Origin of the sequence: Actinocorallia sp. A-T 12471 (genome assembly GCF_033875155.1) — a bacterium.
Taxonomy (GTDB): Bacteria; Actinomycetota; Actinomycetes; order Streptosporangiales; family Streptosporangiaceae; genus Actinocorallia.
The window spans coordinates 341,520-354,316 of sequence record NZ_JAWZTE010000006.1; the positions used below are offsets into that span (position 1 = coordinate 341,520).

At 70.4% G+C, this 12,797-nt stretch carries 11 protein-coding genes, 1 tRNA gene and 1 pseudogene; 8 read left to right on the top strand and 5 right to left on the bottom strand.

The genetic code is table 11. From position 1 onward, the window contains the following. Positions 1 to 136 precede the first annotated feature (136 nt). A tRNA-Arg gene (locus R9X44_RS19680) sits at positions 137 to 209 on the bottom strand. 166 nt (positions 210 to 375) lie between these two features. On the opposite strand from R9X44_RS19680, the pseudogene R9X44_RS35785 reads away from it, so the two are divergent. Continuing rightward, positions 376 to 630 (top strand): annotated as a pseudogene (locus R9X44_RS35785) (RNA polymerase sigma factor); the annotation flags it as partial. A 615-nt stretch (positions 631 to 1,245) separates the two neighbouring features. Next, the gene (locus tag R9X44_RS19685; protein ID WP_319815665.1) at positions 1,246 to 2,148 is read left to right on the top strand and encodes a hypothetical protein; all 903 of its coding nucleotides are present in this window, start codon (positions 1,246 to 1,248) and stop codon (positions 2,146 to 2,148) included. On the opposite strand, the gene R9X44_RS19690 is transcribed toward R9X44_RS19685, so the two are convergent. Then, positions 2,112 to 3,128 carry an adenylate/guanylate cyclase domain-containing protein gene (locus R9X44_RS19690; RefSeq protein WP_319815666.1) on the bottom strand — a complete coding sequence of 339 codons (1,017 nt, stop codon included), beginning with the start codon at positions 3,126 to 3,128 and terminating at the stop codon, positions 2,112 to 2,114. The genes R9X44_RS19685 and R9X44_RS19690 overlap by 37 nt on opposite strands. Before the next feature lie 122 nt (positions 3,129 to 3,250). On the opposite strand from R9X44_RS19690, the gene R9X44_RS19695 reads away from it, so the two are divergent. Both R9X44_RS19695 and R9X44_RS19700 read left to right on the top strand, forming a co-directional pair. Then, on the top strand, positions 3,251 to 4,006 hold the full coding sequence (locus R9X44_RS19695; RefSeq protein WP_319815667.1) for a MerR family transcriptional regulator: 756 nt from the start codon (positions 3,251 to 3,253) through the stop codon (positions 4,004 to 4,006). Between the two features lie 97 nt (positions 4,007 to 4,103). Beyond that, complete coding sequence (locus R9X44_RS19700) at positions 4,104 to 5,069, top strand: hypothetical protein (protein ID WP_319815668.1); 966 nt, start codon at positions 4,104 to 4,106, stop codon at positions 5,067 to 5,069. Positions 5,070 to 5,157: 88 nt separating this feature from the next. On the opposite strand, the gene R9X44_RS19705 is transcribed toward R9X44_RS19700, so the two are convergent. Both R9X44_RS19705 and R9X44_RS19710 read right to left on the bottom strand, forming a co-directional pair. Then, on the bottom strand, positions 5,158 to 5,529 hold the full coding sequence (locus R9X44_RS19705) for a phage holin family protein (RefSeq protein WP_319815669.1): 372 nt from the start codon (positions 5,527 to 5,529) through the stop codon (positions 5,158 to 5,160). A gap of 103 nt (positions 5,530 to 5,632) precedes the next feature. Beyond that, on the bottom strand, positions 5,633 to 7,321 hold the full coding sequence (locus R9X44_RS19710) for a CocE/NonD family hydrolase (RefSeq protein WP_319815670.1): 1,689 nt from the start codon (positions 7,319 to 7,321) through the stop codon (positions 5,633 to 5,635). Between the two features lie 275 nt (positions 7,322 to 7,596). Here R9X44_RS19710 and R9X44_RS19715 point away from each other — a divergent pair, with 275 nt between their 5' ends. Further along, the gene (locus R9X44_RS19715; protein WP_319815671.1) at positions 7,597 to 8,259 is read left to right on the top strand and encodes a lysophospholipid acyltransferase family protein; all 663 of its coding nucleotides are present in this window, start codon (positions 7,597 to 7,599) and stop codon (positions 8,257 to 8,259) included. On the opposite strand, the gene R9X44_RS19720 is transcribed toward R9X44_RS19715, so the two are convergent. Next, positions 8,256 to 8,759 carry a hypothetical protein gene (locus tag R9X44_RS19720; RefSeq protein WP_319815672.1) on the bottom strand — a complete coding sequence of 168 codons (504 nt, stop codon included), beginning with the start codon at positions 8,757 to 8,759 and terminating at the stop codon, positions 8,256 to 8,258. The two genes, R9X44_RS19715 and R9X44_RS19720, sit on opposite strands and share 4 nt — an antisense overlap. A gap of 167 nt (positions 8,760 to 8,926) precedes the next feature. Between R9X44_RS19720 and R9X44_RS19725 the strand changes: the two genes are divergently transcribed. The 3 genes from R9X44_RS19725 (at position 8,927) to R9X44_RS19735 (ending at position 12,735) form a co-directional block, all read left to right on the top strand. After that, a complete protein-coding gene (locus tag R9X44_RS19725; RefSeq protein ID WP_319815673.1) occupies positions 8,927 to 9,637 on the top strand; it encodes a hypothetical protein in 711 nt (236 codons plus the stop codon). 146 nt (positions 9,638 to 9,783) lie between these two features. Further along, positions 9,784 to 11,052: a UDP-N-acetylglucosamine 1-carboxyvinyltransferase gene (gene murA / locus R9X44_RS19730; protein WP_319815674.1), complete on the top strand. Its 1,269-nt coding sequence runs from the start codon at positions 9,784 to 9,786 to the stop codon at positions 11,050 to 11,052. A gap of 342 nt (positions 11,053 to 11,394) precedes the next feature. After that, a complete protein-coding gene (locus tag R9X44_RS19735; RefSeq protein ID WP_319815675.1) occupies positions 11,395 to 12,735 on the top strand; it encodes a transcriptional regulator in 1,341 nt (446 codons plus the stop codon). Positions 12,736 to 12,797 lie beyond the last annotated feature (62 nt).

Sequence of the window (12,797 nt, forward strand, 5' to 3'; positions counted from 1 at the left end):
GGTCCGAACAGGGCTGATCACGTGGGAACGGGGAGCCGATCACGGCCGGATTCCACGTCCGCGAATCGGACATAAATGCGTGCCCGGTAAACGCGAAAGGCCAGGTCCGCATAACGCTGACCTGGCCTTTGTGTTGCGCACCCGAAGGGATTCGAACCCCTAACCTTCTGATCCGTAGTCAGATGCTCTATCCATTGAGCTACGGGTGCTGGTGTGTGTGCCCCGGGGGGCGACGAGTCATAACCATACAGGGTGGTGGGGGGTGGGGGCGAATCGGTTTGGGGGTGGGAGGGATCTTGGGGGGTTTGGGGGATCTGGGGGCGGGGGGGTTGGGGGCGGGTGTATGCAGGAGGTGGGCGGGTGAGGTGACGCGCAATGGGTAGATGGGCGGGGTCCGGGTCCGGTGGGGACCGGGAGCTGGTTCGCCGGTTTCATGAGGAGGACGCGGGGGCGTTGGAGGGGGCCTTCGCGGTGTATGGGGAGAGGTTGTACGACTATGCGTACGCGTTGGCGGGGGATGCCAAGGCGGCTGAGGACGTCGTGCATGACACGTTCGTCGACGCGATGCGCAGGGCGCCTCGGATGCGGGCTCCGGTGCGGTTGCGGGCGTGGTTGTACGGGGGGGTGAGGCGGCGGGCGCTGCTGCGGACCCGGGTGCGTGAGTTGGCGTGGACGCCGGGCGACGGGAGCCCTGACGTGTTGGGCGGGATGCCTGGGAGCCGGAGCCCTGACGCGAGTGGGATGCTCGGGGGGAGCCCTGACGCGCTGGGCGGGATGTCTGGGAGCGGGGGCCCTGACGCGAGGCCGGGGGGCGGGAGCCCTGGGATGTCCGGGGGCGGGAGCTCTTCCTTGAGTGGGATGTCCGGGGGCGCGAGTTCTTCCTTGAGTGGGGTGCCCGAGGGCGGGAGTCCTTACCCCGGTGGGATTGATGGCGATGAGGTTCGGGGGATTGTGCGGGGGGCGTTGGATCGGATTTCGTTCGGGGATCAGGAGCTTGTGCTGTTGACGTTGCGGCACGGGGTCGTGGGGGCGGATCTCGGGGCGGTGCTCGGGGAGGCGCCGCATCGGGCGGCGGCCCGGGCGGGACGGGCGCGGCGGCGGGCGGACGCGGCCTTGGCGGCGCAGCTGCGGGCCGAGGAGAGCAGGTGTTCGGGTCGGGGGCCCGTGGTGGTCAGGGCGGACAATCGGCGGCCGCGCGACCAGGATCACGCGCGGAACTGTGCGCGCTGTCAGCGGCGGGCGAAGGTGGGCCTGCCCGCGCTGGTGGCGGCTCCGGCGGCGGCGACGCCGTCGGACGCGTTGCGCCGCAGGATTCTGCACACGGGAACGGATCCGGAGCTCGCCGGGTACCGGGCCGACATCGTCGCCAAGGGCGGCCATCTGACGGTCGACGGGTTCCCCCGGCAGCCCGACACCCCGTCGGGGCTCGGCCGCCGCTGGGTGATCGCGGGGTCGGGGATGGCCGTGACGCTGGCGTCGGCCATCGCGGCGAGCCTTGTGCTCGGCCCGCAGCTGGGACAGCCGCCGCTCGCGTGGCCGTCGATGGAGCATCCGGTGCGGACGCCGGAGGAGACGTCGGGGCAGGTGCGCGGCCAGGCGATGCAGGGCGGCCAGGCCGACGTGCCGGACCTGGCGGCGGTCCCGACGCCGACGCCGCCCGACAGCGGCCACGCCAGCGACGACAACGACCCGGAGTCCCCCCAGGTGACGGGCACGCAGACGCCGGAGCCCGAGGACGTCCCCCCCGGCTCCCCGACGCTGTCGCCGTCACCGTCGCCCTCGTCCTCGAACCCGCCCCCCGTGCAGCAGCCCCCGCCGGTGGCGGCACCCGAGCCCCCGGCCGTCCCGCCCGCCGTGGCACGGCTGACGGTGGGCGCAGACGAGGTCGCGATAGGTCTGGGCCGTACCTCGCGCATCCCTTTGGCGGCCGAGAACGGCCCTGTACCCTTCACCGCACAGGCCGCTGACGGCGACGTCGTCCTCGCGCAGCAAAGCGGAGTCGTCACCCCCGGCGAGCCGTTCATCCTGGAGGTGAAGCTCCCGGCCGCGCTGATAAGGCTGCCGGGAAGTACGACGGTCTCCATCGTCAGCGGAAGCGACGGCACAGAGCATCAGGTCGAGGTGAGCTGGGGCCTGTCGCTGCTGTGACGTCGCACAAGGTAGGGCCGCACCTTGCCGATGCCCTGGAGGGGTCGGGAGCCGAGCTTGCGGAGCGCGTAGTTGCCGGTGGCCGAGAGTTCGGCCGCGAGGTCCGGCGCGGCGAGGACGGTTCCGGGACGCGCCGCGCTGGTGAGCCGCGCGGCGAGGTTGACGGGCGTGCCGAACACGTCGCCGAGCCGGAGGATGACCTCGCCGCTTGCCAGGCCGACGCGGGTGTCGGGGAAGTCCTCGGCGGCCGACCAGTCGGAGATCCGGAGCCCGATCTCGGCGGCGGCCTCGGCGGTCGGCGCGGTGAAGAGCACCTCGTCGCCGAGGGTCTTGATGACGCGTCCGCCCTCCTCGGCGATGATCGTCGCGGTCCCGGTCTCGAACCTGTCGACGAGCGAGGCGAGCCCGGACGGCCCAAGCCGCCTGCTCAGCCGGGTGAACGACACGATGTCGGCGAACCCGACGGACACCTGGGCGGTGCCGGTCCCGGCGTCGGCGGTGGCGTCGGCGGCCGCTCCGAAGGCGCGTACTCCGGCCGCCGAGAGCTGCCGCCGCCAAGCGCGCAGGAGGAGCCGTTCGAACTTGGGCCTGAGCTCCGCGCTCGCGGTGAGGGCCGCGACGACGGCGTCCTCGTCGGCGGCCTCGCCGGGCTTGACGAGCTGTTCGGCGAGCCTTTCGAGCCAGAGTTCGGCGACCCGGCTGGCGAGCCGGTTCATGGCCTGTCCGACGCCCCTGGCGACGCGCAGGACCATCTCCTCGTCCACGTAGGGGTGGTCGAGGAGGGCGCGGATCTGGCCGAGGGCGATGACGTCTTCCTCGGTGAAGGCGATCTCGTCGGGTGCGGGGGTGGGGAAGCCGAGCGCGGACCACAGCCGGAGCCCGATTTCGGCGTCAAGTCCCGACAGTTCCTCCATGTCGGTCATCGTGTGGGCGAGGGGTTCGCCCAGCAGGAGCTCTTCGACCTCGCGCGCGTCCGTCATGTCCGCCGCCTCCGTCCTCTCCGCCGAACACCGGAACGACCGTTACATCGAACAATGTCTCATTGATGTCAGGCGTAAGATTCGTACGACCGGCCCCGAGGGGTCAAGCGGGAGGAGGGCCCATGGGCGAGTACCGGATAGACGAACTGGCGCAGAGCGCCGGGACGACGGTCCGCAACATCCGCTCCTACCAGGACCGCGGCCTTCTCCCCCCGCCCAGGCTGCGCGGCCGGGTCGGACTCTATGACGATGCTCACCTCGCCCGTCTGCGCCTCATAGGGCAGATGCTGGAACGCGGCTACACCCTCGCGAACATCAGCGACCTCGTCGCCGCGTGGGAGGCGGGCCGTGACGTCGGCGCGGTACTCGGCCTCGAGCAGGTGCTGACGGACCCGTGGACCGACGAGATCCCCGGGTGGGCCACCTACGACGAGCTGATCGAGGCGTTCGGACCGGGCACCGGCCCCGACCAGATCGAAGAGCGGCTGCGCAGGGCCGTCGAGCTGGGGCTCGTGGAGCCGGACGGCGACAGGTACCGGGTCCCGAGCCCGCGGCTGCTGCACGTCGGCGCGGAACTCGTCGCGGGAGGGGTCCCCCTGGAGGCGGTCCTCGACATCGCCGACGAGATCCGCCGCGACTGCGAGGTGATCGCGAACAGGTTCGTGGACCTCGTGGACACGCACGTCCTCAAGGACGCCGACCTCCTCGGCGCGGACGCGGCGCGGGTCGCCGAGGTGATCCGCCGGATGCGGCCGCTGGTGCAGATGGTGGTCAATCCGTTCGTCGCGCGGGGGATGGAACAGCGGGTCCGTGCGGAACTCGGCGACAAACTGGAGTTCCTGACGGCCTCAGATCGCGTCAACGACCCAGCCGTCTAAGACCGGAACAGCGGTCGATTTCGGGTTCGTCGTGGTGAGCCGGGTTCGCGGGGATTAGTGTCTGCTCGGAGCCGTCCCCCTCCCCCCGGAGCAGCCCGTGAAGCTCGTCACCCGCAAGCAGTGGGGCGCGCGCAGCCCCAGGTCCACGGCGTCCTACCTCGCCTCGACCAAGGGCGTGAAGGTGCACTACACCGGCAGCCGGGTCGACCCGCGCACCGCCACCGACCACACCCGCTGCCCCGCCCTGGTCCGCCAGATCCAGAACGGCCACATGGACGGCAACGGCTGGAACGACATCGGATACAGCTTCTGCGTGTGTCCGCACGGATATGTCTATGAGGGCCGCGGCCTCAACCGGCTTCCCTCGGCGAACGGGCCCGGCCTGAACACCGGGCACTACGCGGTGCTCGGGCTGGTCGGCAGCGAGGGCCTCGTGACGCCGTCGGACGCGATGCTGCACGGCATCCGCGACGCGATCGAGCACGTCAGGGCCAAGGGCGGCGCGGGCAAGGAGATCAAGGGCCACCGCGACGGGTACAGCACGTCGTGCCCCGGCGAGCGGCTCTACAAGTGGGTGAAGGCGGGGGCGCCTCGCCCGCAGTCCAAGCCGACGCCGCCCACGCCCGCCCCTCAGCCCGCCGCTGAGCCCCTCAAGCTGGTTCTGGACCTTGGGACCTCGGGGACGGTCACCGTGGCCCCAGGGGCGCGTCTGTCGGTGCCCTGGACGGTCGAGCACGCCGACGCCTCGGGCCTGCACGCCGCTGGGTCGGCGTCATGGCTCCCCAAGACCCCCGACTGGCACCTCGTGACATTCTCCGCGGTCGTCACCGGTCACGAGAAGGGCGGGCGGCTCAAGCTCGTCATCGGGGAGTACGAGCGGACCGGGAACGTCCGCCGCAAGGACCACTTCGGCGAGGACAAGATCGGCCACGGCACGAAGGTCGAGCACACGGTCTCCGGGCTCGTCTGGCTTGCCGCCGACCACGCCTACCGCGCCGACCTGATCAACCACACGGCCGAGTCGATCACCCTCACCTCGGCCCACCTTCAGATCGCCCGCTGACGGTTCGCCCGCTGACGAGTCGCCCGCCGACCCGCTGACCCTCGGGCCCCGGGCGCGTGGCCCGGGGGCGGGGGCGGCGCGAAGGGGGTCAGTCGTTGTCCAGGACCAGGGACAGGGCCCAGGAGACGATGGCGACGATGATGCCGCCGAGGAGCGCGGTGACGAAGCCGTCGACGTGGAAGGCCAGGTCGAGTTCGGTGGCGATGTAGGAGGTGAGCAGGAGGAGGAGGGCGTTCACCACGAGGCCGAAGAGGCCGAGGGTGAGGACGTAGAAGGCGCAGCCCAGCGTCTTGATGATGGGCTTGAGGACGGCGTTGACGACGCCGAAGATGAGGGCGACCAGGACGAGGGTGAGGGCGCGTTCCTGGGTGTCGGAGCCGGCCACCTCGATTCCGTCGAGGAGCCACGTGGCGGCGGCGAGGGCGAGCGCCGTGATGACGGCATTGATCAGGATTTTCACGGTTTGATGGTGGCACGGGGACCCCGTCCGGGTCGTCACTCCAGACGATGAACCTCACGCCGTCCCCTCTCCTCTCGAAGAAGGGGACGGGACAGAGCAGCCCTCAGGACGCCGGCATGACGGGCAGGAAGAGTGCCGAGCGCCGGTCGGGGTCGTGGAAGACCTCCTGGTCGGCGGCGACGACGGTGCGGGCCGAGCCGATCGGCTCGCCGGTGCCGGGGTTGCTGGCGATCTTCGGGTAGGCCCCGCTGGCGACGTGGACGCGCACCCGGTGGCCCTTCTTGAAGCGGTGCGCGATCGGCCACATGTCGAGGTCGACCTTGCGGACGCCGTCTCCGTCGGGCGGGAAGTTCTCCGTGGTGAGCCGGAGCCCCCCTTCGCAGACGTTCTTCGACGACCCGTCCGGCGCGACGTCGCACAGCCGGACGACGAAGTCGGTGTGCGCCCGGGACGACCGCACGTACAGCTCGGCGGCCACCGGCCCGATGACGTCGAGGTCGTCCTCCAGCTCCGCCGACGTGTAGACGAGCACGTCCGGCCGCCGCTCGGCGGGCCGCTGGTCGACCGGCCGCCCTATCCCGAGGAGGGTGGGCCCCCCGAAGGCGGGCGTGGGGTCGTTCGGGTCGTACCGGTACTTGTCCGGCTTCGACGTACGCGGCCCCGCCTTCGCGAGCCCGTGACCGGCCTGGAGATGCCACCTCTGCGTACGCGCTCCCGGGACGGGCCAGTCGGCGTACTCGCGCCACTCCCCGATCCCCGTGACGAACAGACGTACGGGGTTCTCCCGCAGCGCCGAGGGGTCCTCCTTGAGGTGGGCGCGGAACCAGGCGAGCGACTCGCGCAGCGCGGCGAGCCCGTGCCGGGGGTCGGCGTGCCACCACGGCCCGATGGTCAGCTGCGGCGACTGCCCGGTGGACCGCATCGCGATGTAGTCCTTGAGCATCCACGGCAGGAACACGTCGTACCAGCCGCCGACCATCGACGCGGCGGGCAGGTCGCCGTCGCACGCGGCGCTGTGCACGCGGCCGTCCCAGAACGGGTCCTCCGGCACGCCGTGCCCGGTCAGGAGCTGCTGGAAGAACGGGACGCTCCCGCCGGTCGTGTACGCGTCGAGCTCCTCGAGCGGCAGCCCCGCCCGGACGGCCCTGGCGGTGCGCCGCCGCATCCGGAAGAGGTCGAGCGGGTGCTCGATCCGCGAGGTCACCGACACCCATCCGAGCGTCGACTCCAGCGCGAACGACCCCCCGATGTAGATCGCGTCACGGAACTGCGAGGCGGTGACCGCGAGCGACATCGCCTTGTGCTCGGGCCCTGCCTTCCCCGCTATGGCCCACTGTGCGTGCCCGAGGTAGCTGGGCCCGTAGGTGGCGAACGTGCCGTGGAACCAAGGCTGCCGCTTCAACCACTCGACGGTGGCGAGCCCGTCTATCTGCTCGTTGAGCGGGTCGAAGCTCCCGCCGGACCCGAAGGTCCCCCGGACGCTCTGGACCACGATCTGGTAGCCGAAGAACGCGAACGGGTACCCGTTGATGGCCCCGGTGACGCCGCGACGCCCATACGGGGTCCGCACGAGAATCGTTGGTGGGTTTTTCACGCCGAGGGGTACATATCTGTCGGCGAGCAACATGGTCCCGTCGGGCATGGGGACCGGAATGTCCTTGATGTGGCTCACCCGGTAGGTGGCCGACGGCAGCGTGGGCAGGCCGGGGAGCCCGGGGATGTGCGGAAGCTGCGGTAGCTGCGGGAACTGCCGCAGCCGCTCGGGGACGCTCAACCGGTCGGTGATTGCCATCGGTCCTCCCCTGTACGGAGATGTCTGGGATAGATACCCACGCGTTACCTCGCGGTAACACTAACCCTTCCGAACCGGATTCGGCCGGTGCGTTCCCGGGCAAGGGAATCCTTGGGGAATCGTGACAAATACCTGGGGTGCGACACGGCCGCCAGTGATAAGAATTACCAGCTGGTAGCAGCCCGGTCACCGCCGAGTAACGGAACCCCGCTAGGCTGACCCCACCGAAAATCGGTCATCGGGAGCCCTGGGAGAGCCTGTTGCTCTATCGCTTCATGAGACTGGTCGTGCCGCCCGCGTTCCGCGTGCTGTTCCACCTCAGGGTGGAGGGCAGGGAGAACATCCCGGCGTCCGGCCCTCTGATCGTGGCGGCCAACCACCAGTCCTTCATCGACAGCTACGTCATCCCCGTCGCCCTGCTGCCGCTCAAGACGGTCTTCCTGGCGAAGGCGGAGTACTTCGAGGGCAAGGGCGTCAAGGGCCGGCTCAGCCGCTGGTTCTTCACCTCCATGGGCATGGTCCCGGTGGCGCGCGGCGACGGGTCGTCGGCGATGGGCTCGCTCGAGCAGGCCGCCGAGATCGTCCAGGGCGGCGACGTCTTCGCGCTCTACCCCGAGGGCACCAGGTCCATGGACGGCAGGCTGTACCGGGGCCGCACGGGCGCGGGCTGGCTCGCCCTGACGACCGGGGCCCCGGTCCTGCCGGTCGGCCTGATCGGCACCGACGAGCTCCAGCCCTACGGCAGCCGCCTCCCCAAGATCGGCAGGCGCGTGACGGTCAGGATCGGCGAGCCGCTGACGTTCGGCGGTTACGGCGCGATGCCCAAGGGACGGGCCCGCCGCGCGATCACCGACGAGATCGTCCAGGCGATCCAGAAGCTGACGGGCCAGGAGTACGTCCCGGAGTACAACGACCACCAGAGCAAGGGCGAGGTCTAGAAGCCGTTCGGCGGCTGCCTGTCCTTGATGTTGATCCCGTCGTCCTTCGCCTGCTGGCGCATGTTCTCCAGCGCCGAGCTCGCGTCCGAGATCCCCGATGTGTCCCCCGTCTTGACCTTCTCGATCGCCGCCGACGCCGTCGCCCACAGCGCCTCGACCGGGGCCTTGAGCGTCTTGCACAGGGTCGGGTCCGCGTTGATCATCTTGCGCGCCGCGTTCAGCCGGTTGAGGGAGAACGCCCCCGCCGCGACGGCCTTGGCGATGGTCCGCTTGCGCTTGGGCGCGTCGGCGTTGAACCCGCCCGCGTTGTAGGGCTTGAGTATCCACTGGTTGAACGCGCCGAACGCGAGCCCGGCGTCGGCGACGAAGCGGGTCTTGGCGAACTTCTTGGTGGCGGCCGTGGGGCAGGCCGCGGCTCCGGTGGGCGACGCGGTGACCGTCGGCACCTGTGACGCCGCCGCCCCCGAGGCCGTCGCGACGGTGTCGGTGGTCCTTTCCACGACCTCCTGACCACCTCCCCCACAGGCAGTGAGAGAAACGGTCAAGGCGGACGCCGCGAGCAACTTCCGGAACATGTTGATTTCCCCCCGAGATCACCACTTGGATCTCGGCCTACCCCGTTGTGGCGTGAAGATCACCGGGTCGGCGCGCAGTATCGTCGGCTTCCATGCGCCTCAAGCGTCTGATCCCTCCGGTTATGGCGGTACTTCTCACCGCCGCCTCCGGCTGTTCCGGCAAGGACGACGACGCCCCGCCCCCGCCCGTCAGAACGGCGTCCGCGGGCACGACGGGCCTGACCTCCGACCAGCTCCGCCAGGCGCTCCTGCCCGACATCCCCGGCTACGTCAGGGCAGGTGAGCCCGAGTCCGGCACCTACGGGATGCTCCGCGCGATCCGCAACTTCAACCAGCTCCAGGGCCAGGTGAAGCTCGACAAGTCCGAGTGCGCCGACGCCGCCCGCGCGCTGGAGACCGCGGGGGACCTCGCCGTCTCCCCCGCCGCGCTCGCCACCTTCGCCAAGGCCACCGGCGAGACCATCACCCAGACGCTCCTCGCGGTCTCCCCCGAGGCCGCGCAGCGCGAGATCGAGCGACGGGTCCCCAAGCTGTGCCGTACGTTCAAGTCGAAGGTCGGCGGCGACTGGTCCACCCACCAGGTGCTCGAGCAGACGCCCGACAGGCATCTCATCGGGGAGGGTTCGCGGACCGTCGGACTGGTGACGATGAGCGGTGAGGTGAAGGTGAACATGTGGTTCGTGGTGTTCACGTCGCCGGGTTACCTGGGGACGGTGTCCGTCTACGGGCCCAAGGCCACCAAGGGCGAGGCCGAACGTCTCGCCCGTGAGGCGGTCGCGCAGACTGAGCGGGTACTGCGATAGCGGACGAACCATCCGAACCTCGACGGCCGCCCGGCAGTCTCACCAAAGCGGAACGAGCGCGCGGGACCAGGGACGGATCGGTCAGCGCATCCGGGGCCCGGTGCGATACTGGGGCCGCGTGTCTAGGGGAAGGGGACCACCCGGTAATGAGCGTTACCTACCGTGTACGAGGGGGCCGGCGGCTGCAAGGCACCGTCTTCATCCAGGGCGCGAAGAACTCCGCGCTCCCGATGATCGGCGCCGCGCTCATGGCCGCCAAGGGCAGGACCGTGCTGCGCAACGTCCCGATCATCGAGGACGTGCGGCGCGCGGTGGAGCTCGCCGAGGCCGTCGGGGCCAAGGCCGAGCTGCACGAGGCCGAGCGGACCCTGGTGATCGACGCCTCGGAGCTGTCGAGCCCGGTGCTCCCCGCCGACATCGCCGCGCGTTTCCGCGGCTCGTTCCTGTTCGTCCCGGCGCTGCTGCACCGCCTCGGCGAGGCCGTGATCGAGGGCGTCGGCGGCTGCAACCTCGGAAGCCGCAATCTCGACTTCCACTACAACGGCTTCAAGCGCATGGGCGCGACCGTCACCGAGCACGACACGAACATCCACGTGAAGGTCGGCCAGCTGCAGGCCGGCACGCTCTACTGCGACACGCCCTCGCACACCGGCACCGAGAACCTCGTGATGGCCGGCGCGCTGGCGAACGGCACGACGCTCATCAAGAACTGCGCGCTCGAGCCCGAGGTGCTGGACAACGTCGACTTCCTCCAGCGGATGGGCGCGAAGATCGAGGGCGGCGGCACCGGCTTCATCCGGGTGCACGGCGTCGACGAGCTGACCGCCGTCGAGCACACCGTCATGCCGGACAGGATCGACGCGGGCGTGCTGGTGATGGCGTGCGCGATCACCGGCGGCGAGGTCAGCCTCGTCGGCGCGGAGCTCGAGCACCTGGGCGTCGCGGTCGACAAGCTCGAGCAGATGGGCGTGGAGTTCAGCCAGCAGGGCGCGGTGCTCCAGGTCCGCCGCGAGCGCCCGCTGCGGCCGATCAACGTCATCACCGACGAGTACCCCGGCTTCGCCACCGACCTCCAGTCGCCGATCATGGCGCTGGCCAGCCAGGCCGAGGGCGAGTCCTACATCTACGAGCGCATCTTCGACAGCCGTTTCCAGCTCGCCGACGAGCTCGTCAAGATGGGCGCGTCGATCCAGGTCGACGGCAACCAGCGGGCGAAGGTCTACGGCCGCACCCCGCTGCGCGCGGCCAAGACCGTCGCGCACGACCTGCGCTCCGGCGCGGCCCTGGTGCTGGCCGGACTCGCCGCCGAGGGCGAGACCGAGATCAGCTCGGCGTACTACATCGACCGCGGTCACTCGAACTTCGCGGAACGGCTCAACGCGCTCGGCGCGGACGTCATTCGGGAAACTGAGTAATACGACACAGATAGGTTCCGCGCGGCCGGATTCGGACACCGACCGTGCGGGACACAAATCCAGACCTGGTCTTCCCAGCCCATGATCCGCACCTTTAGGGTGCGTGGTCATGGGCTGGTGTGCTGACCGGAACCTGACCCCCCGGTAAGGATTTTCTGTCCGCCCCTGTCTATAGGTTACTTTTTCGCCGCACTCTTGATTCGGTTTCGCGTCAGAGAGTCACATCCTCACGCGGAGGGGCGATCCGCCTGATGAGGATGGTTCGATCCCGAGGTGCGCCGGGCGCGCCGCGGGCTTACACATTCGGGCAACGTGGGCGGCCGAAAGGCAGGGGCGGAAGCCATGACAGGACCACGGACGGGGGCGGTGACCCCGGACCTGACGATCGGGGTCGTCGGTCCGCACGACCTCGTCGAACGGGTCATGCTGATGGGGCACGGGCCGACGCCGGTGCCGAGCAGGCTTGTCGCGGCGGCGTACCGGGACGAGCAGGAGGCCGCCGACAAGGTGATGCGGCTCGGCTCGGGGGTCGACGTGTGCCTGTTCGCGAGCCCCGTCCCGTATGACTTCGCACGCAAGGCGGGCGTGCTCACGATGCCCGCGACCTACGTTCCGCTGAACGGCGCGGCACTCCAGGGGGCCCTGTTGCGCGCCGCGCTGGATGAGCGGTTCGACCCGGCGAAGGTGAGCATCGACGTGCTCGCGCGCGGCGAGGTCGAGGAGGCGTACGGCGAGATCGGCCTCGCCGTCGACCAGGTGCACCTGCGCGAGGAGGTCGCGGGCCCGGGCACGCTCGCGGCGTTCCATGAGCGGCTGTGGCGGCGCGGCGTGACCAGCGTCGCGCTGACGTGTGTGCACGCGACGGCTGAGCGGATGGAGCTCGCGGGGGTGCCGACGCTGCGCATCCGTCCGACGGGGGCGGCGATCCGTAGCGCGCTACAGACGGCCGCCCTTCTCGGCGCGCACCACCGGCTTGAGGAGTCCCAGCTCGTCGTGGTGCTGGTCGACGTGCCGACGCTGCGCGAGTCGCCGCGCCGCGTCACGCCGCGGTACTGGCGTGAGGAGCTGAAGCTCGCGCTGCACCGGGTGCTGCTGCAGGAGGCGCACCGGATGAACGCCGCCGTCTGGCCGCTCGACGACCACAGCTACCTGGTGACGGCCACGCGCGGCTCGGTCGCGTCCGGCACCGAGGGCTTCCGGACGCCGCCGTTCGTCGAACGGGTCCGCGAGGAGCTCGGCCTGGCCGTCGAGGTCGGGATCGGGATGGGCCGCACCGCGCAGGAGGCCGAGGCGCACGCCCGCGCGGCGCTCGCCCGCTCGCAGACCTCACAGCGCTCCCAGGGCTTCGCGCTCGACCGTGACGGCCGCGCGCTCGTGCCCGCGCCGCGCATCCCGTCGCGGGGCGCGCCGCCGGTCAAGCCGAAGGGCCTGGAGATCCTCGCCCGCCTCGCCGACCGGCTGGGCGACCAGGTCGAGGCAGGCGCCCCGCTCATCGTCGACGCGGAGAACGCCGGGAAAATGCTCGGTGTGACTTCGCGCACTGCCCGCAGGCTGCTGCGCACGCTGGTCGAGGAGGGCCTGGCCTGGCCACTCCCGCCCAACCGCACCCCGCAGCCGGGGCGTCCCCGTCAGCTGTACCGGCTCATCGTTGAGAAGCTGGGACCGGCGAAGACCGGAAGCTGACCATGGAAAAGCTAAACTTCCGCAAACCAGTGAACGACTACGCGCGTCTCAGCACGTGTTGA

What these genes read in the sequence shown, in the direction of transcription:
- R9X44_RS19690 (WP_319815666.1), bottom strand. Translation starts at nt 3,128, where the DNA reads ATGACGGACGCGCGCGAGGTCGAAGAGCTCCTGCTGGGCGAACCCCTC.
- R9X44_RS19695 (WP_319815667.1), top strand. Translation starts at nt 3,251, where the DNA reads ATGGGCGAGTACCGGATAGACGAACTGGCGCAGAGCGCCGGGACGACG.
- R9X44_RS19710 (WP_319815670.1), bottom strand. Translation starts at nt 7,321, where the DNA reads ATGGCAATCACCGACCGGTTGAGCGTCCCCGAGCGGCTGCGGCAGTTC.
- R9X44_RS19715 (WP_319815671.1), top strand. Translation starts at nt 7,597, where the DNA reads ATGAGACTGGTCGTGCCGCCCGCGTTCCGCGTGCTGTTCCACCTCAGG.
- R9X44_RS19725 (WP_319815673.1), top strand. Translation starts at nt 8,927, where the DNA reads ATGCGCCTCAAGCGTCTGATCCCTCCGGTTATGGCGGTACTTCTCACC.
- murA (WP_319815674.1), top strand. Translation starts at nt 9,784, where the DNA reads ATGAGCGTTACCTACCGTGTACGAGGGGGCCGGCGGCTGCAAGGCACC.
- R9X44_RS19735 (WP_319815675.1), top strand. Translation starts at nt 11,395, where the DNA reads ATGACAGGACCACGGACGGGGGCGGTGACCCCGGACCTGACGATCGGG.